Source organism: Caulobacter sp. GW821-FHT09B11, from assembly GCF_059418205.1.
In genome coordinates this window covers 63,609-85,448 of record NZ_JBWKPK010000018.1, presented here as the reverse complement: position 1 = coordinate 85,448, position 21,840 = coordinate 63,609, and the positions used below count along the sequence as shown (strand labels likewise).

Sequence of the window (21,840 nt, the reverse complement as noted above, 5' to 3'; positions counted from 1 at the left end):
CTTGCGCGGGACCGGGCGAGGGCATCCGCCTGCGTTTCAAATTGGGTCAACTCGCGATGAAGCCGCGTCATCAGGTCTCCCGCGCCGCCGTCGATCTCATCAAGAGGTTCGAAGGCTATCGGCAGAAAGCCGCCCAGCTGCCCGACGGGCGCTGGACGATCGGCTACGGGCATACCCTGACCGCCCGGGGGGGCGCGACCGTCTCGGAACAGGACGCCGAGGCCCTGCTGCTCTACGACCTGATCACCGTGGCCCACGCGGTGAATGAAAACAGCTATGCGCCGCTGAACCAGAACCAGTTCGACGCCCTGACCTGCTTCGCGTTCAACATCGGCACCGAGAACTTCGTCCGTTCGGGTGTGCTGCGCCGGATCAACGAGGGCTCGCTGCTGCAGGCCGCCTGCGCCATGGAGATGTGGCGCAAGGCCGACTTCGAGGGCGAGCGGATCGTCATCGACGCCCTGGTGCGTCGCCGCGCCGCCGAGAAGACCCTGTTCCTGACTCCGCCGGACGGCCACTGGGTGCCCGCGCCCAGCCCCGTGCTGCGGCCCAAGGTCGATTACGACGCGACCTGCGCCATTCCCAAGCAGACCCCGGCCGCCGTCTCGACGCGGCTGGAGGGCGACAAGGCCGTGGCCGAGCGCGCCGCAGGCTCGATCGTCACGCCGCTGACCCCGGCCGTCCCGGAAGAGGACGGTCCCAGCGCCACCGAACTGGCGGCCGCCGGCGTCAGCGCCCGCCTGGAGAAGATCCTGGCCGACGAGCCCGCCCGCCCGGCGGCCAAGCCGGTCGAGGACCTCATCGTGCCCGAGCCGCCTCCGGCCCCGGTCGTGCCGGCCGCCGAGCCGGCCCCGGTGCTGCACGCGCCCGTCGAGGCCCCGCCGACCCTGGAGCCGTTCCGCCTGACGCCGGAAGAGCCGGTCCCGGCCCAGGCCCCGCTGTTCGTGCCCGATCCGCCCGCGCCGCCGCCCGCCGCGCCGGAGCCGACCCTGTTCGAGCAGTCCGCGCCCTCGCGCTCGCCGTTCAATCTGGGCGGCTTCTCGACCAGCGGCGCGGAGGTCGATATCCAGACCCTGGACGTGCCGCTGAACCCGCCCGAACAGCCGGTGTTCGGCGGCGCCAGCCTGCTGGTCAGCCTGGGCCTGCTGGGCCTGGCCCTGTTCGGCGGCGGCGTGCTGTGGAACCTGTCGGTCGCCTCGGATCCCGGCCTGACCCCGATCCGCATGTTCGGCTGGGGCGCCAGCGTGATCGGCGTGATCTGCTTCGCGGTCTCGGCCTATCTGCTGCTGCGCAAGCTGGGTGGGCCGGACATCGAGGACGACGGCGAGTGAGGCTGCAAGCGAACGCCGTTTCGAAAAGACCGGGTTGAGCCCCGGATCGCCGAAGAAAAGAGCATGAACGCCCGCCGGTCTCGTTGATCGGCGGGCGTTTGTGCTATGCGTTGCCGCATGATGCTGCAAACCGCACCCTCGATGGACTTCGCCCTGGGCGAGACGGCCGACGCGATTCGCGAGACCACGGCCCGCTTCGCCGCCGACAAGATCGCGCCCCTGGCGGCCAGGATCGACGAGACCAACGCCTTCCCGCGCGAGCTGTGGGTCCCGATGGGCGACCTTGGTTTGCACGGCATCACGGTCGAGGAGGAGTTCGGCGGCCTGGGCCTCGGCTATCTTGAGCACGTGGTGGCGATGGAGGAGATCTCCCGCGCCTCGGCCTCGGTGGGGCTGTCGTACGGCGCGCACTCGAACCTCTGCGTCAACCAGATCCGCCGCTGGGCGACCCCGGAGCAGAAGCAGCGCTATCTGCCGAAACTGATCAGCGGCGAGCATGTCGGCTCCCTGGCGATGAGCGAGGCCGGGGCGGGCTCCGACGTCGTCTCGATGAAGCTGCGGGCCGATCAGATCGGCGACCGCTACGTGCTGAACGGGACCAAGTTCTGGATCACCAATGCGCCGCACGCCGATACGCTGGTGGTCTACGCCAAGACCGGCGACGGCAGCCGGGGCATCACCGCCTTCATCGTCGAGAAGGGCATGAAGGGGTTCAGCGTCTCCAAGAAGCTGGACAAGATGGGCATGCGCGGCAGCGACACCGCCGAGCTGGTGTTCGAGGACTGCGAGATCCCCGAGGAGAACGTCATGGGCCCGGTAGGCGGCGGCGTCGGGGTGCTGATGAGCGGCCTCGACTACGAGCGCGCCGTGCTCAGCGCCGGTCCCCTGGGCATCATGCAGGCCTGCCTCGACTACGTTCTGCCCTATGTCCGCGAGCGCAAGCAGTTCGGCCAGGCCATCGGCTCGTTCCAGCTGATGCAGGGCAAGGTCGCCGACATGTATGTGGCCCTGAACTCGGCCCGGGCCTATGTCTACGCGGTCGCTCGGGCGTGCGACGCCGGCAAGACCACCCGCTTCGACGCCGCCGGCGCGATCCTGATGGCCAGCGAGAACGCCGTGAAGGTGTCGCTGGAGGCCATCCAGGCCCTGGGCGGGGCCGGCTACACCAAGGAGTGGCCCGTCGAGCGCCTGCTGCGCGACGCCAAGCTCTACGACATCGGCGCGGGTACGAATGAGATCCGCCGGTTCCTGATCGGCCGGGAGCTGGTGGGGGCTTAGGCGTCAGATGCTCCCCCTGAAGGGGGAGCTGTCGCGGAGCGACTGAGGGGGAAGTTGCTACGAACCATCAACCTCCCGGGAAGCTGAAAGCGTCCCCCCTCCGGCCCTCCGGGCCACCTCCCCCAGAGGGGGAGGATCTTTTACGCCGGCTCGTACGTCAGCCTGATCACGTCGTCGTCGATGCTGTCGGTCGCGACGAGGCGCAGGCGTGGGCGGGCGGCGGCGAAGTAGGGCGTGCCGGCGCCCAGTACGACGGGGTGCAGGTAGATCCGGTAGGCGTCGATCAGGCCAAGGTCGGTGAGGCTGCGCGCCAGGTTCGGGCCGCCGACCTCGATCTCGCCGTCGATCCGGGCCTTGAGGTCGGCGATCGCGGTCGCCAGGTCGCCCTGGATCAGCGTGGCGTTGGGGCCGACCGATTTCAGGGTGCGCGACACGACCCATTTGTGCTGGGCGCGCCAGGCCTGGGCGAACTCGCGTTCGGGCGCGCCCCAGTCGGGCTGCTCCTCGTCCCAATAGGCCATGATCTCGTAGAGGCGGCGGCCATAGACGGCGCCCGCCTGCTCGCGCGCCTGGTCGATGAAGTGGCGGAAGAGCACGGGGCCTGGCGCGAACCCCGTGTGGTCGACATAGCCGTCGAGCGACTGGTTCATGCCGAAGACGAGCCTGGCCATGCCGCGGATCTCCCTGCCGAGGACTGCTGACACGCCCAGTCTAGCGCTTTGGCCTGGGCCGGCTACCTCAAGCGGCCGCGGCGGCCTTGGGCAGGGCGTCCCCGCCGGCCCGCCAGCCGGCGTAGGCGATGACGCAGCCGGCGATGGCGGCGCTCAGGGCGAAGGGCAAGGGCGGCAGGTCGGCGGCGCGGACGAAGAGGGCGCGCCAGGCCTGCAGCGGGCCGGCGAATTGGAAGAGCGCCGCGCCGAGCGCGGTCAGCAGGGCGGCTAGCACGAACGGCCGGCCGTCGCGCCCGGCGCGGAAGGCGACGATCAGGGCGATGGCGGCGGTGACCGCGTTGGCCAGCTGGAAGCCGATTCCCAGCTTCCAGAAGTCCTGCGGGCCGGCGATGGCCAGGGGCGGCAGGATCGGCGCCAGGCGGCCCAGGATCGGCGGCAGCAGGAAGATGCTGGTGGCCAGCATGTAGCCGGCGTGCGGACCGATCGTGCGCCGGCGGGCGAGGGCCTGATGGTAGAACCAGGCGAAGCCGGCGACGGCGACGATGTCGAGCCAGGCCAGACGCGCGGCGTAGAGGTCGTAGAACGGCGAGACGTTGGCGACCAGGCGGCGGGCCATGCCCAGGAAGATCCCCGAACCGCCGGCCAGGAACAGCGGAAAGAGGGCCAGGCTGCAGAAGCCCAGCGTGCGGTGCGTGGCGCGGTTTCCGCCGTGGATCAGGGCGCTCTGGGCGACCAGCAGGCACAGCCACAAGGTGGCGGTGATCCCATGGGCGTGGAGGTCGATCGAGGCCGTGGAGACCTGCGACAGGTAGGCCGGCCAGAAGGCCAGGACCGCAAGCGGGAAGATCGCCAGGACATAGAAGTGCGCGCGCCGATACGGCATCGAAAGCCCCCTTCCGAACGTACGGAAAGGCTATTCGGAAACCGTCGTTATGCCAATCGGGCGTTTGCTCCCGAGCGTGGGCGCGGGCGGTCGCGGCTTGGCGGCGGTCCGGCTGCTAATGCGGACGCTTGAGGCGCAGGTCCATGCTCAGCGTCGGGCCGATGCCGCCGGGATGTTCGCCGAACGGATGGGACGCGTGGCGGCGACGGGAGGCCGCTTCGAGCCGCGAGCGCAGGCCGTCGTCCAGGGCGGGGATGTCTTCGGGATCCTCGTCGTCTTCCGGAATGGACGCGGTCAGGACATGGTCCAGCGCGGCCAGGAAGGCGGCGTCCTCCAGCGTGCCCTCGATCGGAGGGTGGTCGAGATAGCCGAGGACGACTTCAAGCGACTCTTCGAAGGCCGGCATGTCGCACCCTTTCGCGCGGGGGCTCGCATCGGATTGGATGCATATCAAAGCGCCTATTGGAGAGCGTTCGAACACGGCGATGGTTCAGCCGTCTCGCCATAAAACAGATAAGGGAGGGGTGCGCATGTTTGAAAATTTTCACTCGTATTTTCGAAGTGAAAATTTTCAAATTTCTTATATGCAAGGTGAAGCTTTATAATATTTGAATAATAATTACCGCGCAGCGTTGAATATTATGCGGCTCATAGCCATATGGATCTGTCGGGAGGAGCCTGTCTCATCCCAAGGAACCCCATACAATGCGTATTCAAACTCTGGTCGCCGGCGCCTGCGCCGCGGCCTTGATCCCCACCGTCGCGCTCGCTCAACAGACCTGCGAGCAGCGGCAGAGCAGCCGCGTGGCCGGAACGGTCGCCGGCGCCGGTCTCGGCGCGGTGGCGGGCGCGGCCGTGGCGGGCCGCGACGATCGCGGCAAGGGCGCCGTGATCGGCGGCGTCGCGGGCGCGCTGATCGGCAACCAGGTGGCCAAGGGTAGGGCTGGCGGAGCGGACTGCGCCCGGGCCTACGGCTACTACGACAATCAAGGCGCGTGGCACGCCAACGCCGTCGCTCGCGGCCAGGCCGCCGGCTATTTCGACCGCAGCGGCGAATGGGTCGCGGGCGCCCCGCGCGGCTACTATGCCGAGAACGGGCGATGGGTGCAGGCGAGCGCCGACGCCGACACGGCCGGCTACTACGCCGACGGCCTGTGGGCGCCCGCCTCGGCCCAAGGCTACTACGGCCGGGGCGGCCAGTGGGTCGATGCGACGGCCTCGGGCTATTACGACCGCTCCGGGCGCTGGGTCGCGGGTCCCGCGACGGGCCGCTACGACGCCGATGGGCGCTGGATGGCCGGCCAGGCGAGCGGGCGGCGTGACGCCAGCGGCGCCTGGATCGCCGATCCCCAGCCCGGCTACTACGACAGGGGGCGATGGGTGCGCGGCGAGGCGGTCGGTTACTACGATGCTCGCGGCGCCTGGATCTCGACGGATGGGCGCACACGGCGCGTCGATTATCCCGCCGGCCAGTATCCCAGCGGCCGGTACGCCATGGATGGGCGGGCGCTGAGCATCGACGACCGCCAGGCCCAACTGGCCGAACGCATCAACCGCGGCGCCTATAGCGGCCGGCTGAGCCGGGCCGAGGCGCACCAGGCGACGCGGACCCTGGCTGCGATCGAGCGCCAGGAGCGATCGCTGCGCACCCGCCAGGGCGCGCTGGGTCCCAAGGGCCGGGCGATCATCACCGCGCGGCTGGATCGGCTGAGCGACAGCATCAGCGGCGACGTTCGCGACGACCGCTAGACCTTCGGGTCGTCAGGCCGGGCGCCCCGCCAGGACGGCGCGGGCGTCCGGCCGCATCAAAAAAGGCCCTTCATGACGTTCCTGTTCATCACCGCCGCCGCCTGCGTGGCGACGGCGTTCGCCTTGCTCCTGGCCTTCCGCCTGTTCGCCGGGCCGCGCCCCGTCGCCGTTCGCATCAGGAGCAAAGAAAAGGCCGCCCCGGTTTCCCGGAGCGGCCCTTCACGCCGAGCGTGAGCTCGCCCGTTGATCAGTACTTGTAGGAAGCGCCGACGAAGAAGCGGCGGCCCGAATAGCTGCTGTTGATCAGGCGCACGTCGCCGGCCCAGCTGGATTCGTCTTCCTTGGTCAGGTTCTTGCCCTCGACGAACAGCGACAGGCCCTGGGGACCCGGACGCCAGGTGAACTTGCCGTCGAGATAGCCCGTGGCGTCCTTGAACACCGGCTGGCCGAGGGTGTCGGACGCGGTGAGCAGGTAGCCCGAGCGGTAGTTGTAGGCGAGGCGGGCGCTGATCGGGCCCTTCTCGTACCACAGGGTGGCGTTGTAGCTGCTCTTCGACAGGCCCGGATAGGGCAGGGCCGAGCCGTCGACGCCGCTGTAGACGCCCACGTCCGACGCCTTCTGGTAGGTGTAGTTGACGTCCGCGCCGAGGCCCGAGAAGAGGCCCGGCAGGAAGGTGAAGGCGGTCTTGGCCGTCAGTTCGACGCCCGAGATCTTGGCGCCGTCGCCGTTCACGTAGGTGTTGTAGAAGTAGAGCGTGCCGTCGCCGAACACGTCCTGCTGGCCCAGGTTCGAGCGCGAGGACAGGTAGAACGAGCGGATGTCCTTGTAGAAGAAGCCGGCCGACAGCTGGGTGTCGGTGTTCGGATACCACTCGAACGACAGGTCGTACTGGTTGGCGCGGTAGGGCTTCAGCGCCGGGTTGCCGGCGTCGCAGCTGTCGGGACCGTCATCGACCGTGCCGTCGTTGGCGTAGTTGATGGTGCAGGTCATGCTGGGCATCAGGTAGTTGACCAGCGGCCGGGCCATCAGCTGGGCGAAGCCGAAGCGCGCGCTCAGGCGGTTGTCGATCAGCCAGGCCTGCATGTTGAAGCTGGGCAGATAGACCGTGTAGTCCTTGGTCATCGAGGTCAGGGTGTTGGCCACCACGGCGGTGGAGGCCACGCCGTTCACCAGGCGGGTCTCGCGGCGGGTGTACTGGCCGCTGGCTGTCGTCTGGGTGTGGACGCGGCGAAGGCCGAAATTGCCGACGATGTCGCGACCCAGCAGCGGGAAGCCGTAGTCCAGACGCAGGTACTGGGCGTCGGTCTTCTCGGTGATGTTGTAGGGGATCTGGTTGTACGTCTTACCGTCGTTGCCGGTGGTCGTGTACAGGTTGTCCAGGTTGAAGTGCGACGTATCCAGGTACTGGGAGATCGCGTTGAACGACGGATACTTCCACGAGGTCGGCAGGCCCGAGCCCTTGTAGTAGAAGTTGTCGGGCAGATCGACCATGGCCTGGGCGAACAGGGCGTTCGAGAAGGCGCGCGACCAGTTCTCGGTCGAGTTCCAGTAGTTGGTCTGGTAGGCGTTGCCGAGCACCGGGCTGGTCTGGTCGACGATCTGGCCGTTGACCACGGTGGCGGTCGAGTTCACCGAGTTGGCGTAGATGACGGTGTCGTCGAGGGCGCTGTTCAGGTTGGCGCCGCCGTTGACGATGAAGCCGCCGTAGCCGTAGCCGCTGGTCTCGCCGTCCGAATAGCGGCCGCCGAACTTGATGCTCTTCAGGAAGGGCAGGTCGGCGCGGTATTCAAAGTCGATCTTGTACTGGTTCTCGGAGTTCTTGGAGTCCGACGGACGGTACTGGATCTGCCACTGGTTGATGGCGGCGGCGTCCGACGGGCTGAAGCCCTGGGCGAAGGTGAAGACCGGGGCCGAGCCGTTGTTCGGGTCGATGGTGACCTTCAGGCCCGGGGTGTTGAACGACACCGAGGCGTTGTTGGTCAGGTTCATCGTCGTGGTCTTGGCGCGCGAACCGACGAAGTCGATCTTCCAGCGGTCGTCCTGGTAGTTGGCGCCGAAGGTGACGTAGTCGGAATCGTTGGTCTGCTTGAAGTCGCGCGACGAGATGCTGAAGGCGTTGTTGCCGCCGCGGTTGGCCGTGGTCAGGCAGTCGCCGACGACATATTCGACGACGTTGTGGTTGGCGTCGACCTTCACGCCCGGGACGCCCTGGGCCGTGGCCGCGGTGACGCGGGCGCAGTTGTTGGCCGAACGGTTCAGCGGGTCGAGGTTGGTCAGGCCCGTGCCGTAGTTGATGTCGTTGAGGATCTGCTCGCGCTTGTTCTTCTGGTAGGTGACGAACGTGTTGATCCGGTCGTTGACCTTGAACTGGGCGGTCAGCTCGTAGGAGGTGCGGGTGTCGTCACGGGTCCAGACGCGGTAGCGCGGCACGCGCGGGCTGTAGTCGTACCACTGGCTTTCGCAAGCGGTGCGGGCCTGGGCCGTGGTCAGCAGGGCGGCGTCGGGCGTGACGATGTTGGCGCAGCTGGCCTCGGTGTTGAAGCCGGCGATGTAGTCGCTGACGGCCTTGCCATAGGTCTGGCTGTAGTAGTCGAGGGTCTTTTCGGCCGAGTTGTCGAAGTCGCCCAGCAGGGCCCAGGCGTTGTTGTCGACGAAGTCGCCGCGGGTCAGGACGCGGTCGTAGGTCAGGTTGCCCATCAGGCCCAGGCGCCCTTCGAACAGCTGGGTGGCGCCGAACACGCTGCCGCGCGGCTTCCAGCCGGGCAGGGTGTCGAGGTTCTGCTGCGAGGCGGTGAACGACAGGGTCGGCTTCTTGAAGTCGAGGGGCTTGCGGGTCGTCACCGACACCGTGCCGCCGACGCCGCCTTCGGTCATGTCGGCGGTGAAGCCTTTGAACACGTCGATCGACTTGACCATTTCCGACGGCAGTTCGCGGAAGTCGTTCGAGCGGCCGCCGCCGCCGTAGACCGACAGGTTGCTGGCGGTCGACAGGGCGCTGACGCCGTTGATCTCGACGCGGTTGAGGTCGGGCTCGACGCCGCGGATCGAGACGGCGTTGCCTTCACCGAAGTCGCGGGCCAGCTGCACGCCGGTGACGCGGCCGAGCGCTTCGCCGACGTTCTTGTCGGGGAAGGCGCCGATGTCTTCGGCGACGATGGAGTCCGAGACGGTGCCGGCGCGCTTCTTGCGGCTCATGGCCGACTGCAGGCTGGCGCGGGTGCCGACGACGACGATCTCCTCGACCGCGTTCTCGACGTTGGCGTCGGCGGCGACCTGGGCAGGAGCCGGCGCCGGGGCGGTCTGGGCGAAGGCGGCGCCGCCGCCGATCATCAGCAGGATGGCGGTCATCCCGGTGGTGCGCATCAGCCCGGCTTCGCGCCGGATCTTGCTGTTGACCTTCATAGTATTCCTCCAAGGGCGGGGACGTTTCCGCCCTGTCTTGCAGGCCGTGCGGCGCCGAGGGCGCAGCCGGCCGATTTGGTGAAATGGAGACCGAGGCGGCGAGCGCGTCCGACGAAGACCGGCAGTCGAGTCGGAGGCGCCCGGACCAGGACCGAGGCGGCGGGAGGGGTCGAGAATCCGAACGGTTCAGCCCACGGCGCGGAGCGCGCGGGCGGACGTCCTGGCGGCTGGGCGTGGGGTAGGGGCCGGCCTGTCGACGAAGAGCGCGATCACGCGCCGCATCGTCTCGTTTCTCGATCCATTGCGACCCTGGCGTGAGCGGACACGCGGCGTCGCTTCATTGAGGCGGTCTGTCGCCGGTCGCGGACCTTTGGTCTCTGCTGCCGGGCGAAAACCATCCATTTCCAACCTGACGCAAAGAGTCAATGTCGCGGCGACATTTTGAGGTAGAAGGCCCCCCTGGCCGCAATCATGTGACAATTAAAGCACTTTGTTCCCATATGATGGAATGGTCTCGCAACAATCGGGATTAGTGCTTGATTTTGGCGCTTATCCTGCTCATCGTGTCGACATTCGGCGCGTTCGCGCGCCCGGCCGACGACAAGATCGGATCGAGAGGAGACGACAGGAGATGGCTTTCCGCCCCCCTTGTCCCTGCGCTCGCTCCGCCCTCGCCGCCGGCCGTCTGGGGTAGGCAGCAGGGAGGGACAAGTTTTCCACCGGTTCGCTTCGGCGGTGTCGCATGGGTCAGTTCACGGCCCGACGTCGCCCGTTACGACACCGGTGTCTTTGAGCGGTCTTTAGATACCAGCGGTAAATCGACGGCGTTCTCGGCCTTGTGTTTTTGTGCCGCAACCGACGCTGTCACAGGGACGGGTTTCGCAAGGGGTTGCGAGCGCGTCCGACTTCGTCGTCCGCATCCCGGAAGGGAGCGGACGATCCATTCAATGGGGGGGCTCGCCGGGGCGTGGACAGCGCCTGGCGAGTCTCGACTTCCGCCCGCGATGCGGGCCGCGACGCCCGTTGGGGCTGTCAGATTTCCTCGCAGTCAAAACGAAAGAAGCCCCGGACGACGTCCGAGGCTTCCGATCCGCTCGTCGGTCTGTGCTGAGGCACGACCGAAAGACGGCATTTGTCCGCTAAAGCGCTGGGGTCAGTTCAGACCTTCGATCTTCACGGAGCTTTCCAGCGCATTCGCGATCGACAAATGAGACACTGGGTCACCTCCTTTCGGCTGCGCGTCACACCCTGACGCAAGACTAAGTTTGGGTGCGCGGAGGGCGTTGGCAAGGGGCGCGGTGTCGCGGGCCGTCGGGCGTCTGGTCGGAGAGGTTGTGAAGGGGAGCAACCCCGGACCGCGCAAAGGGGGGACGATGCACGATCCGGGGCCGCACCTCCCGGGGGCTGGCTAGAGGGCGCGCCAGGCCAGGAGGATCAGGGACCAGAGACCCAGATTGAGCGCCAGCGCCGCCACGCGGGGGCCGTTCACGCGCGCGGCCATGGCCACGGCGCGAGGGCGCTGGGCTTGGGCGGAGGCGGCGGAAGCGGCGATGCGGGTCACGGCGAAGGTTCCTTGTCCGAAACGGCGCCGTCGACCGGCGCCTGTTGTTGGTAAAGATAGGAACCCCGGAGATAGTTTCATATGCGACAAAACAGTCGCGGGCCGTCATGGTCGCGCGCGAATTGTCGCAGCGAGTCGCGCCATGCCCGCCTGGGATCCAGACGTCTATTCCCGCTATCGCGCCTATCGCGATCGTCCCGCCCTGGACCTGATGCTGAAGATCCCCCGCGACCTGGCCCCGCGCGAGATCTGGGACCTGGGCTGCGGTCCCGGCGAGCACGCCGCCCTGCTGGCCGCGCGGCATCCCGAGGCTGTGGTCCACGGCCTGGATTCGAGCCCGGAGATGCTGGCCCGCGCCAAGGGGCAGGGGGCGAACGTCGACTGGATCCTGGGCGACATCGATGCGTGGCGTCCCGAGATCCCGCCCGACCTGATCTTCACCAACGCCGCCCTGCAGTGGCTGGATGGCCACGAGACGCTGTTTCCGCGCCTGCTGGAAAGCCTGGCGCCGGGCGGGGTGCTGGCCTGCCAGATCCCGCAGGTCGAGGACGCCGGCTGGCGGCGCAGCCTGCGCGAGGTCGCCGCCGAGGGTCCATGGGCCGGCAAGCTGGCCGACCTGGACGGCGTGCGGGCGGGCCACGATCCCCGCGCCTATCACGACTGGCTCTCGCCCCTGGCCAGCGACCTCGACGTCTGGGCGACCACCTATGTCCACGCCCTGGAGGGCGAGGACCCGATCATCGACTGGACCTCGGGCACGAGCCTGCGGCCCTATCTCGAGCGGCTGGACGCGGGCGCCGAGACGGCGGCGTTCCTGACGGCCTGGCGGGCGCGATTGGCGGTGGATTATCCCAGGCGGGCCGACGGGATCACGTTGCTGCCGTTCACGCGATTGTTCGTGGTGGCGCGGCGATAGGGGCTCTTGATCCCTCTCTCAGAGAGAGGGATCAAACAGCTACTCCATCTCCGCCAGGCTCTTTCTGCGCCGCAGCTCCGCCACCGGGACCTCCAGGCTGTCCAGCGCCATCGCGGCCGCTTCGAAGCCCGCCGCCACGGCCGGTTCGAAGGCTTTCCAGTCGCGGATGTCGATCTTGTCGAGCTTGGGGGTGATCAGGACGTCGCTGGCCTCGCGGCTGGCGGCGAGGTCGCGGCCGGTGGAGACGGTGGCCGCGCGCATCAGCAGGGCGACGATCGGCGGACCCTTGCGCCACTCGCCCGAGATCAGCCATTTCCACAGCGACGGCGGCCGGGCGATGTCGGCGGCGGTGATGCTGCGGCCGCGGGTGACGTCGACGCCGATGATGGGGCCTAACTGGAAGGCGCGCATGACGTCGGCCGGGAAGTTCTTCATCACCGCCCCGTCGACCAGCACCGCGTCGCCGTCGGCCACCGGCGGCAGCACGCCGGGCAGCGAGATCGAGGCGCGCAGGGCCCGGTGCAGTGGTCCCGAGCGGTGCAGGTGATAGGCGCCCGAGGTCAGGTTCGACGAGACGCAGAAGAACGGCAGCCACAGGTCGGCGATATCGATGTCGCCGAAATGCTCGTGCAGGCGGGCCTTGACCTTCTCGCCGCGGGTCATGGCGACCAGCGGGAAGGCGATGTCGTCGAGCGGGCTGGTGTCGACGAAGGCCTTGCGGATGCGGGCCTCCATCTCGCCGTCGTCCCAGCCCATGGCTAGGCCCGCCGCGACGATGCCGCCCATCGACGCGCCGCCGACGAAATCGATCGGCACGCCGCGCTCGCGCAGGGCCTGGATGGCGCCGATGTGGGCGTAGGCCCGCGCGCCGCCGCCCGAGAGCACCAGGCCCACCGACTGGCCGGTGAGCACCCGGGCCAGGCGCTCGACGTCGGCCAGGCGGTTTTCGCGCAGGTGGAACAGGCGCGCCGCGTCGGTGGCCTCCAGCCATCCTTGCGAGCCCTGCGGACGCTCGGCGTTCGGCCGCTGGATCAGGATCAGGTCGATCAGCCGCTGGGCCTGCAGCGGGCGCGAGGCGTAGGCCGGCGGTTCGGGCGGCGGAGCCTGGTCGCCGCGGCCGACGCGGAACAATCGGTCGACCTGGCGGCCGACCACGTGCTTCCAGGCCGTCTCGTGGGCCTCGGCGACGTAGAGCACGAAGTCGTGGGAGCGCTCGACGCGACTGAACCACTCGGTGGGGGCCAGCAGGCTTTCACCGCCCTCGACGGTGACGGCGTAGCCTAGGGCCGCGATGCAGCGGCCGATGCGCTCGACGATGGGGCGGATGGCGTGGCAGTCGCCGACGGCGATGAAGCCGTAGACGGACGGGTCTCCAATGGAGGCGTGGGCCCCGGCCTGGCGGGCGCGGCGGATCATCAGCCGCGACAGCTCGATCATCACGTCTGGGTCCTGCTCGACCGCCTCGAAGAAGGCGGCGCGGGGCAGGGCCAGGATCTCGGAATCGCGCAGGGCGACCATGTGGGCCGAGTGCGGGGCGCCGGCGATCATCGCCATCTCGCCGGCCGGCTCGCCCGGGCGGATCACGCCGAGGAACTGCGGCTCCTGGCCTTCGTCGCGGCGGAAGGCGCCCAGGCGCCCGGTGCGCAGGAAGTAGAGGTGGTCGGAGGCCTCGCCCGGCGCATAGAGTAGGGAGCCGCCCGGCAACGAGAACCAGGCGGCGTCGCCCTCGCGCCGTTCGCGCGAGAACAACCGGGCAAGGGCCGTGTCGGCCATGAAGTCTGGAAGGGTGACCACGGACGGGACGCTAGACCGATGCGACGAGCTTTGCCAATGCGGGTGAAATATCGCTGCTTTCGGATGGAAATGGAAAAGGCTATGCCTCGCTTATGCCGAAGCTGAACACGCTTATTGACAAGAACAGCCCTTCGTTCGCGAAAAACGCTGCGCACAACACGGCCCTGGCGGAGGAACTGCGCGAAAGGGTCGCGACCGCGGCCCTGGGCGGCCCGGAGAGCGCGCGCCTGAAGCATACGGCGCGCGGCAAGCTGCTGCCGCGAGAGCGGGTGGAGCGGCTTCTCGACCCCGGCTCGCCGTTCCTGGAGATCGGCCAGCTGACCGCCTTCGACCTCTACAAGGGCGAGGCGCCGGGCGCGGGAATCATCGCCGGAATCGGCCGGGTCTCGGGCCGCGAGGTGATGATCGTCGCCAACGACGCCACGGTGAAGGGCGGCGCCTATTTCCCGATGACGGTGAAGAAGCATCTGCGCGCCCAGGAGATCGCCGAGCAGAACCGCCTGCCGTGCGTCTACCTGGTCGACAGCGGCGGCGCGAACCTGCCCCACCAGGCCGAGGTGTTTCCCGACCGCGACCACTTCGGCCGCATCTTCTTCAATCAGGCCCGGATGAGCGCCCGGGGCATCGCCCAGATCGCCTGCGTCATGGGCTCGTGCACGGCCGGCGGGGCCTATGTGCCGGCGATGAGCGACGAGACCGTCATCGTGCGCGAGCAGGGCACCATCTTCCTGGCCGGCCCGCCGCTGGTGAAGGCCGCCACCGGCGAGGTGATCAGCGCCGAGGAACTGGGCGGGGCCGACACCCACGGGCGTCGTTCGGGCGTGGTCGACCACGTGGCCGACGACGACGAGCACGCGCTGGAGATCGTCCGCTCGATCGTCGCCAACCTCAACGCCGAGAAGCGTCACGAGGCTGTGGTCACCGACGCCGAGCCGCCGCTGTACGACCCGCAGGAGATTTACGGCGTCGTGCCGACCGACGTGCGCGCCCCCTACGAGGTGCGCGAGATCATCGCCCGCATCGTCGACGGCTCGGTGTTCGACGAGTTCAAGGCCCTCTACGGCACGACCCTGGTCTGCGGCTTCGCCCGGATCTGGGGCCAGCCGGTGGCGATCCTGGCCAACAACGGCGTGCTGTTTTCCGAAAGCGCGCTGAAGGGCGCGCACTTCATCGAGCTGGCCTGCAAGCGGAAGATCCCGCTGGTGTTCCTGCAGAACATCTCGGGCTTCATGGTCGGCGGCAAGTACGAGGCAGGCGGCATCGCCAAGGACGGGGCCAAGCTGGTGACGGCGGTCGCTTCGGCCGAGGTTCCGAAGTTCACGGTGCTGATCGGCGGCAGCTTCGGGGCCGGCAACTACGGCATGTGCGGCCGGGCCTACAGCCCGCGCTTCCTGTTCACCTGGCCCAATTCCCGGATCTCGGTGATGGGCGGCGAGCAGGCCGCCAGCGTGCTGGCCACGGTGCACCGCGATGCGGCGACCTGGACCGACGAAGAGGCCGAGGCCTTCAAGGCCCCGATCCGCCAGCGCTACGAGGACGAGGGCAATCCGTACCACGCCACTTCGCGGCTGTGGGACGACGGGATCATTGATCCGGCTCAAACCCGCGACGTGCTGGGTCTGGCCATATCGGCCAGTCTGAATGCGCCGATTCCCGAGACGACCTTCGGCGTCTTCAGGATGTGACGGTTCAAGCGGAACCTCGGCTTTGGGCGTATCGTTGGTGAGGACCTTGCGTGGACCTCGCCCTTCGACAAGCTCAGGGTGAGGTCCATGGACGGGCCGGCGTTGGAAAAACCTCATCCTGAGCCTGTCGAAGGACGAGGTTTTCGCCACGAAATTCGACGGACCACAGAACTCTTCAAAGGAGCGTGCTCATGACCAATCCCATCGCCGACCCGATCGTCGAGGTGCCGGACACCGACGCCATGAGCCCGCTGGTCCATATCGACTCGACGCCCGAGGGCGCGGTGACGGTGTGGATCAACCGTCCGGACAAGAAGAACGCCTTCGATTCGGCGACCATCGCCGCGCTCGCCCAGGCCTTTGAGACCCTGCACGGGGCCGAGGGCGTGCGGGTGGTGTTCCTGCGCGGCGTGGGCGGCACGTTCTGCGCCGGCGCCGACCTGGAATGGATGGCCGCCGCCGCCGACTGGAGCGAGGACGACAACCGCTCCGACGCGCTGGAGCTGGCGCACATGCTGAAGGCCCTGCACGACATCCCGGCCCTGACCGTGGCTCTGGTCGAGGGCGCGGCCTTCGGCGGCGGGGCGGGGCTGGTGGCGGCCTGCGACCACGCCCTGGCCACGGCCGACGCCAAGTTCGCCTTCTCGGAAGTGAAGCTGGGCCTGACCCCGGCGACCATCAGCCCCTACGTTATTGCCGCCCTGGGGCCGCGCACGTCCAAGCTGCTGTTCGCCACCGGCCGGGTGTTCGACGCCGACGCCGCCTGGAGCTACGGCCTGGTCGATGAGGTGTTCGACGACGTGGCCGGCCTGGTCGCGGCCCAGGATGCGCTGATCGAGGAAGTCACCCCCTGCGCCCCCGGCGCGATCGGCGACGCCAAGGCCCTGGTCAACGACTTCGCCTTCGAGAAGATCGACCGCGGCCTGATCGACGACAGCGCCCGCCGCATCGCCCGCCGCCGCGTGTCGGACGAGGGGCAGGAGGGCGTCCGGGCGTTCCTGGCCAAGAGGAAGCCGGGCTGGGCCTAGCCGGTTTCGATCCCTCTCCCCTTGCGGGAGAGGGTGGCCTCGCGGAGCGAGGTCGGGTGAGGGGTCGATGATCGGCGCCGCCGCGAAAGCGGTGCGGCTGGGCGCTGCGGCGCCATTTGAGAGACCCCTCATCCGTCGCCTGGCGGCGACACCTTCTCCCGCAAGGGGAGAAGGAAAAGGCCAAATCCCCTTGCCCCGGCCGTAAAAACGCGCATCTAGGCGCCATGCGCAGGTTCGACTTCTCCAGCCCCGACTTCGCCCGGGCCTTCAAGGCCTTCCTCGACGAGCGCCGCGGTTCGCCGGCCGATGTCGACGCCGCGACCGCGGACGTGCTGGAGGCGGTCAAGCATGGCGGCCTGGACGCCGTGCTCGACTACACCCGCCGCTTCGACAAGGTGGAGCTGACCGCCGAGACCGTGCGCGTCACGGCCGAGGAGATCGAGGCGGGCGCGGCCCAGACGTCGCCGGAAGTGCGCGAGGCCATCGCCTTCGCCGCCAAGCGCATCCGCGCCTATCACGCCCGCCAGCGTCCGGCTGACCAGGCCTGGACCGATGAGGCCGGGGTCGAGCTGGGCTGGCGCTGGACGCCGCTGGAGGCCGTGGGCGTCTACGTGCCCGGCGGCCGGGCGGCCTATCCGTCGACCGTGCTGATGAACGCCGTGCCGGCCCAGGTCGCCGGCGTTGACCGCATCGCCATGGTCACCCCGCCCGGAAAGCTGCAGCCGGCCGTGCTGGCCGCAGCGAAAGAAGCCGGCGTCACCGAGATCTGGCGCATCGGCGGGGCCCAGGCCGTCGCCGCCCTCGCTTACGGGGCCGGTCCGATCCAGCCGGTCGACAAGATCGTCGGTCCCGGCAACGCCTATGTCACCGCCGCCAAGCGCCGCCTGTACGGCGTGGTCGGCATCGACGCCCTGGCGGGTCCGTCGGAGATCGTCGTGGTCGCCGACAAGGACAACAATCCCGACTGGATCGCCGCCGACCTGCTGAGCCAGGCCGAGCACGACCCGGCCGCCCAGTCGATCCTGATCACCGACGACGAAGGCTTCGCCGCCGCCGTCGAGGCCGCCGTGACCGAGCGCCTGAAGACCCTGTCGACCGGCGAGGACGCCGCCGCTTCGTGGCGCGACCACGGCGCTGTGATCATCGCGCCGCTGGACGAGAGCCCGGCCCTGGTGGACGCCATCGCCCCCGAGCACGTCGAGTTCGCCCTGGAGAACCCCGAACGCCTGTCGGACCGCGTCCGCCACGCCGGGGCGATCTTCCTTGGCCGCCTGACGCCGGAAGCCATCGGCGACTATGTGGCCGGCTCCAACCACGTGCTGCCGACCAGCCGCGCGGCGCGCTTCCAGTCGGGCCTGTCGATCTACGATTTCATCAAGCGCACCTCGATCGTGAAGTGCGACGCGGCCTCGTTCGGCATCCTTGGACCGCACACGGCGGCGCTGGCGGAGGCCGAGGGGCTGCCGGCCCACGCCCTGTCGGCGTCCATTCGGCTTCCGGGCCGGTTGCCTTCCAAAGACTGACGCGCCAACCTCGCCGCCAAGATGTCCGAAGACCGCAGCAAGCACTTCCTGAAGAGCATCGCCATCGACGAGGATTCGTTGGCGGCCGCCTCGCGCGACCAGGAGCAGGAGCGCCAGGTGGCGATCTTCGATCTCCTGGACGGCAACTACTTCCAGCCGGCCGAGGCCGAGGGCGGGCCCTATGACCTGAAGCTGTCGCTGATCGAGAACCGGCTGGCGCTCGACATCACCGGCGGCGGCTACGAGAAGCGGCACCTGCTGTCGCTGTCGCCGTTCCGCGGGGTGATCCGCGACTACTTCATGATCTGCGACAGCTACTATCAGGCCATCCGCAACTCGACGCCGCAGCAGATCGAGGCCTTGGACATGGGCCGACGGGGGCTGCACAACGAAGGCTCGGGCCTGCTGCGCGAGCGGCTGGAGGGCAAGGTCAAGACCGACCTCGACACGGCCCGGCGCCTGTTCACCCTGATCTGCGCGCTGCACTGGCGGGGCTGAGCGGGTGACGGACCTGCCCGATGCGGTGCTGTTCACCTGCAACTACAACCGCGTGCGCTCGCCGATGGCCGAGGCGCTGTTCAAGCGCTTTTATGGAACGAGAGCGTATGTGGATTCCTGCGGCCTGAAGCCGGATCCGGCCGGGGAGGGGATCGACCCCTTCGTGGTGGCGGTGATGGACGAGCTGGGCGTCGACGTGGCTACGCACAAGCCCAAGACCTTCGCCGAGCTGGAGGACGACAGCTTCGATGTCGTCGTGTCGCTGACGCCGGAAGCCCAGCACCGGGCCGTGGAGCTGTCGCGCGACCGCGCGGTCGAGATCGAGTACTGGCCGACCCACGATCCGACGCTGGTTAGCGAGGGGTCGCGCGAGGCGATGCTGACGGCCTATCGCGAGGTTCGCGACATGCTTTCGGCCGCGATTCGCCGGCGTTTCGGGACACCATCGACGTTCGGGGGGTGAATGCGCTATAAGCCCCGCCTCGCAGCCGCGGCTCGCGTCACGACTCGTTTCCGGGTCGCGCGGGCCGCGTTGCTATTGAACCCCTTTTGAGAGGCCTGATGGCTAAGGAAGAACTGCTCGAGTTTCCCGGCACGGTCAGCGAACTGCTGCCCAACGCCACTTTCCGCGTGAAGCTCGAGAACGATCACGAGATCATCGCCCACACCGCCGGCAAGATGCGCAAGAACCGCATCCGCGTGCTGGCCGGTGACAAGGTGCTCGTGGAAATGACGCCCTACGACCTGACCAAGGGCCGTATCACCTACCGCTTCAAGTAAGCCGGGCGCGCACATGACGGTCGCCCAGCCTTCGCTGGTCCTGGCCAGTGCGAGCCCCAGGCGCTTGGACCTTCTGGCCCAGGTCGGCGTAACGCCCGACCGGGTCGATCCCGCCGACATCGACGAGTCGCCGCTGCGCGACGAGACCCCGCGTCGCCACGCCCTGCGCCTGGCGCAGGAGAAGGCGCGCGCCGTGGCCGCGCGTTCGCCGGGCGACTTCGTGCTGGCCGCCGACACCGTGGTGGCCGTGGGCCGCCGCATCCTGCCCAAGGCCGAGAGCGAGGCTGACGTCCGCTATTGCCTGGGCCTGCTGACCGGTCGCGCCCACAAGGTGCTGACGGGCGTGGCCGTGATCGGGCCGGACGGCGGGACCAGCTCGCGGGTGATCGAGACCCGCGTGGTCTTCAAGCGGCTGTCGGACGCCGAGTTCGAATCCTACGTCGCCGGGGGACAGTGGCGCGGCAAGGCCGGCGGCTACGGCGTGCAGGGCGTGGCTGGCGGCTTCATCGTCGATCTGCAGGGCTCCTATCCCAGCGTGGTCGGCCTGCCGCTGTACGAGACCCTCTGCATGCTCGAAGGACGGGGCTGGACCCGCCGCGCGGCCGCCGCATGAGCGAGCGCCGCGCATACCTCCACAAGGGCGTCGGCGAGACTGTCGGCGTCGTCACACTGGACGGCCGGCCCGAGCGGCTGATCGTGCAGTGGCCGGGCGATGATCCGCTGGACGCCGAGGGCGTTCGCGGCGTGGCCCGGGTGAAATCCATCGAGCGGGCTTTCGGGGCCGCCTTCGTGGCCCTGCCGGGCGGCGCCGACGTGCTGCTGCCGATCAAGCCCGACATGCCCAAGCTGGTGCAGGGCGGCCTCGTCGAGATCGAGATCCGCACCGCCTCGCGCGCCGACAAGTCGGCGGTGGCCCGCTTTATCGCCGAAGGTGAGGGCGAGCCGCGCGTGCTGAGCGCCGCTCCGACGCTCGAGGAGCAGCTGCGCCACTTCGTGAAGGCCGGCTCGCCCACCCAGGGCGAGCGCGCCATGGAGGCCGTCGAGGCGGCCGAGGCCGATATCCTCGAGACCGTCTTCTCGCTGCCCGGCGGCGGCGACGTGGCCGTCGAGGCCACGCGCGCCCTGGTGTCGATCGACGTCGATCTGGGCGGCCGCGAGGGGGACGCCAAGCGCGCCGCCCGCCAGGCCAACCTGGCGGCCCTGGCCGTCGCCGCCCGCGTGCTGCGCCTGAAGGGGCTGGGTGGGCTGGTGGTGTTCGACCTGGTGGGGCGCGGCCATGACGGCCAGGCCCTGACCTCGGCCGCGCGGGTGGCCTTCGCGCCGGACAATCCGGGCGTCGCCATCGGGGGGCTCAGCAAGTTCGGGGCGCTGGAGATGGCCGTGCCGCGCCGCGCCACGCCGGTCATGGAGCGCTTGGTCGGGCGCGACGGGGCCTGGACGCCGCAATACGCCGCGCGCCGCCTGGCGCGGGCGCTGGAGCGGGAAGGGCGGGCCGATCCCGGCGCCCGCCTCTCGGCCCGCTGCGCGCCGTCTGTGGCCGATTCCTTCGCCGACCTCGACGCCGGCGTCGCCGACCGCCTGGGCCGGCGCTTCACGGTCACGGCCGAACCCGGCTGGCCGAACGACCGTATCGAGGTGAAACCGGCATGAGCGCCCCCTGTCCGATCTGCCGCAAGCCGGCGACGCCGGAGGCCCGGCCCTTCTGCTCCAAGCGTTGCGCGGACGTCGACCTGCAGCGCTGGCTGTCGGACCGCTACGTGGTTCCGGGCGCCCAGGACGACGAGGAAAACCCGCTGTCCACAGACTTCGATAATTAGTCGAAAAGGGCGCTGGACAAGCCGGGTGGGCTCTCCTATAGACCCGGCTCCTCGCCGCAGGGCGAGGCCGGGGCGGCCTTAACCGCCTCGAAGGTCCAAGGGCCTGGGTAGCTCAGTTGGTAGAGCAGCGGATTGAAAATCCGCGTGTCGCTGGTTCGATTCCGGCCCCAGGCACCACCTTCTTTTTTCTCAAAAGTAGCGGTTTCCAGCTTCCTTTCTGGAGCGGTGGCGATCCAAGTCGCGCGAAGCGACTTCCGCGCGCTCGGCCGGATCAGGCGGCGTGGTCCATCGGTTCGATGCTGGCGATGTCTTCGGGCAGCCTGGCGCGCGCGATCTCCAAGTCGTAGCGGTTCTGCAGGTTCAGCCAGAACTGGGCCGTGGCGCCGAACAGCTTTTCGAGCCGCAGGGCGGTGTCGACCGTCACCGGCGTCAGGCCCCGCACCAGCTTCTCGATGCGCGGCCGCGCGATATGCAGCTTGGCGGCCGTCTTGCCGGGCGACCAACCGAGCGGCCTGATGAATTCTTCGAGCAGGATCTCGCCCGGGTGCACCGGGGAGAGGGGGGCTGCTGAGGCTGCGATCGTGCCCATCGCAAAATCCTCTGAAATACGAGCCGAGCGCGACCCCGAACATGCGTCAATGATAGTCCACGAACTCGACGTCGGTCGGGCCGGCGGGCGTCCAGACGAAGACCAGTCGGAAGCAGCGGGTAGTCGGGGATTTCGCACTTATGAGTGCGGGTGATCAGTTCTGGCCAGAAGCATCGCTTTCCCTTAAGTCGCCCGGCCGACGGATTCTTGTCCGGTCAGGACATCTGGGGGCGCTGCCAGGGATTCTGCGGCGCCTCCTCAGGAGGTTGTCTGACCAGCTTCCAGGCAGTCGCCGGGAGATCGCTGTTTTGTCGGCATGCTGCGATGCGGCGCC

General features: G+C 68.7%; 20 protein-coding genes and 1 tRNA gene. 14 read left to right on the top strand and 7 right to left on the bottom strand.

The features are described 5' to 3' along the window. Positions 1-56: 56 nt before the first annotated feature. Together spmX and AC07N1_RS14910 are read left to right on the top strand one after the other, a co-directional pair. Positions 57-1,331 carry a lysozyme-family localization factor SpmX gene (gene spmX / locus AC07N1_RS14915; RefSeq protein WP_494672525.1) on the top strand — a complete coding sequence of 425 codons (1,275 nt, stop codon included), beginning with the start codon at positions 57-59 and terminating at the stop codon, positions 1,329-1,331. A gap of 117 nt (positions 1,332-1,448) precedes the next feature. Then, the gene (locus AC07N1_RS14910; RefSeq protein WP_494672524.1) at positions 1,449-2,609 is read left to right on the top strand and encodes an isovaleryl-CoA dehydrogenase; all 1,161 of its coding nucleotides are present in this window, start codon (positions 1,449-1,451) and stop codon (positions 2,607-2,609) included. Positions 2,610-2,749: 140 nt separating this feature from the next. On the opposite strand, the gene AC07N1_RS14905 is transcribed toward AC07N1_RS14910, so the two are convergent. From AC07N1_RS14905 to AC07N1_RS14895, 3 genes are all read right to left on the bottom strand, one after another. Continuing rightward, entirely contained in the window at positions 2,750-3,280 is a 531-nt protein-coding gene (locus AC07N1_RS14905; protein ID WP_494672523.1) for a dihydrofolate reductase family protein, read from the bottom strand. A 67-nt stretch (positions 3,281-3,347) separates the two neighbouring features. Further along, positions 3,348-4,163 carry a hypothetical protein gene (locus tag AC07N1_RS14900; protein WP_494672522.1) on the bottom strand — a complete coding sequence of 272 codons (816 nt, stop codon included), beginning with the start codon at positions 4,161-4,163 and terminating at the stop codon, positions 3,348-3,350. 115 nt (positions 4,164-4,278) lie between these two features. Continuing rightward, a complete protein-coding gene (locus AC07N1_RS14895) occupies positions 4,279-4,569 on the bottom strand; it encodes a hypothetical protein (protein ID WP_494672521.1) in 291 nt (96 codons plus the stop codon). A gap of 299 nt (positions 4,570-4,868) precedes the next feature. On the opposite strand from AC07N1_RS14895, the gene AC07N1_RS14890 reads away from it, so the two are divergent. Continuing rightward, a complete protein-coding gene (locus AC07N1_RS14890; protein WP_494672520.1) occupies positions 4,869-5,912 on the top strand; it encodes a glycine zipper 2TM domain-containing protein in 1,044 nt (347 codons plus the stop codon). 247 nt (positions 5,913-6,159) lie between these two features. Here AC07N1_RS14890 and AC07N1_RS14885 read toward each other — a convergent pair whose 3' ends face one another. Together AC07N1_RS14885 and AC07N1_RS14880 are read right to left on the bottom strand one after the other, a co-directional pair. Beyond that, positions 6,160-9,315 (bottom strand): TonB-dependent receptor, encoded by a 3,156-nt coding sequence (locus tag AC07N1_RS14885; protein WP_494672519.1) that lies wholly within the window; start codon positions 9,313-9,315, stop codon positions 6,160-6,162. A 1,408-nt stretch (positions 9,316-10,723) separates the two neighbouring features. Further along, a complete protein-coding gene (locus tag AC07N1_RS14880) occupies positions 10,724-10,876 on the bottom strand; it encodes a hypothetical protein (RefSeq protein WP_494672518.1) in 153 nt (50 codons plus the stop codon). A 142-nt stretch (positions 10,877-11,018) separates the two neighbouring features. Here AC07N1_RS14880 and AC07N1_RS14875 point away from each other — a divergent pair, with 142 nt between their 5' ends. Next, positions 11,019-11,792, top strand: coding sequence for a methyltransferase domain-containing protein (locus AC07N1_RS14875; RefSeq protein ID WP_494672517.1), 774 nt, complete (start codon positions 11,019-11,021; stop codon positions 11,790-11,792). Between the two features lie 39 nt (positions 11,793-11,831). Here AC07N1_RS14875 and AC07N1_RS14870 read toward each other — a convergent pair whose 3' ends face one another. Further along, entirely contained in the window at positions 11,832-13,565 is a 1,734-nt protein-coding gene (locus tag AC07N1_RS14870) for a patatin-like phospholipase family protein (RefSeq protein ID WP_494672547.1), read from the bottom strand. Between the two features lie 113 nt (positions 13,566-13,678). Between AC07N1_RS14870 and AC07N1_RS14865 the strand changes: the two genes are divergently transcribed. The 10 genes from AC07N1_RS14865 (at position 13,679) to AC07N1_RS14820 (ending at position 21,094) form a co-directional block, all read left to right on the top strand. After that, positions 13,679-15,271, top strand: coding sequence for a carboxyl transferase domain-containing protein (locus AC07N1_RS14865; protein ID WP_494672516.1), 1,593 nt, complete (start codon positions 13,679-13,681; stop codon positions 15,269-15,271). Between the two features lie 191 nt (positions 15,272-15,462). Then, complete coding sequence (locus AC07N1_RS14860) at positions 15,463-16,299, top strand: enoyl-CoA hydratase-related protein (protein ID WP_494672515.1); 837 nt, start codon at positions 15,463-15,465, stop codon at positions 16,297-16,299. Between the two features lie 224 nt (positions 16,300-16,523). Further along, a complete protein-coding gene (gene hisD, locus AC07N1_RS14855) occupies positions 16,524-17,822 on the top strand; it encodes a histidinol dehydrogenase (protein WP_494672514.1) in 1,299 nt (432 codons plus the stop codon). A gap of 21 nt (positions 17,823-17,843) precedes the next feature. Continuing rightward, positions 17,844-18,320: a UPF0262 family protein gene (locus AC07N1_RS14850; RefSeq protein ID WP_494672513.1), complete on the top strand. Its 477-nt coding sequence runs from the start codon at positions 17,844-17,846 to the stop codon at positions 18,318-18,320. A 4-nt stretch (positions 18,321-18,324) separates the two neighbouring features. Next, a complete protein-coding gene (locus AC07N1_RS14845) occupies positions 18,325-18,783 on the top strand; it encodes an arsenate-mycothiol transferase ArsC (RefSeq protein WP_494672512.1) in 459 nt (152 codons plus the stop codon). A gap of 98 nt (positions 18,784-18,881) precedes the next feature. Continuing rightward, on the top strand, positions 18,882-19,100 hold the full coding sequence (gene infA / locus AC07N1_RS14840) for a translation initiation factor IF-1 (protein ID WP_004617696.1): 219 nt from the start codon (positions 18,882-18,884) through the stop codon (positions 19,098-19,100). Positions 19,101-19,113: 13 nt separating this feature from the next. After that, complete coding sequence (locus tag AC07N1_RS14835) at positions 19,114-19,713, top strand: Maf family nucleotide pyrophosphatase (protein WP_494672511.1); 600 nt, start codon at positions 19,114-19,116, stop codon at positions 19,711-19,713. Further along, positions 19,710-20,750, top strand: coding sequence for a ribonuclease E/G (locus AC07N1_RS14830; RefSeq protein ID WP_494672510.1), 1,041 nt, complete (start codon positions 19,710-19,712; stop codon positions 20,748-20,750). The genes AC07N1_RS14835 and AC07N1_RS14830 overlap by 4 nt, the downstream gene beginning before the upstream one ends. Continuing rightward, positions 20,747-20,917, top strand: coding sequence for a DNA gyrase inhibitor YacG (yacG, locus tag AC07N1_RS14825; protein ID WP_494672509.1), 171 nt, complete (start codon positions 20,747-20,749; stop codon positions 20,915-20,917). The genes AC07N1_RS14830 and yacG overlap by 4 nt, the downstream gene beginning before the upstream one ends. A 101-nt stretch (positions 20,918-21,018) precedes the next feature. Further along, positions 21,019-21,094: transfer RNA gene (locus AC07N1_RS14820), tRNA-Phe, on the top strand. 94 nt (positions 21,095-21,188) lie between these two features. On the opposite strand, the gene AC07N1_RS14815 is transcribed toward AC07N1_RS14820, so the two are convergent. Beyond that, on the bottom strand, positions 21,189-21,506 hold the full coding sequence (locus AC07N1_RS14815; protein WP_494672508.1) for a HigA family addiction module antitoxin: 318 nt from the start codon (positions 21,504-21,506) through the stop codon (positions 21,189-21,191). Between the last annotated feature and the right edge of the window lie 334 nt (positions 21,507-21,840).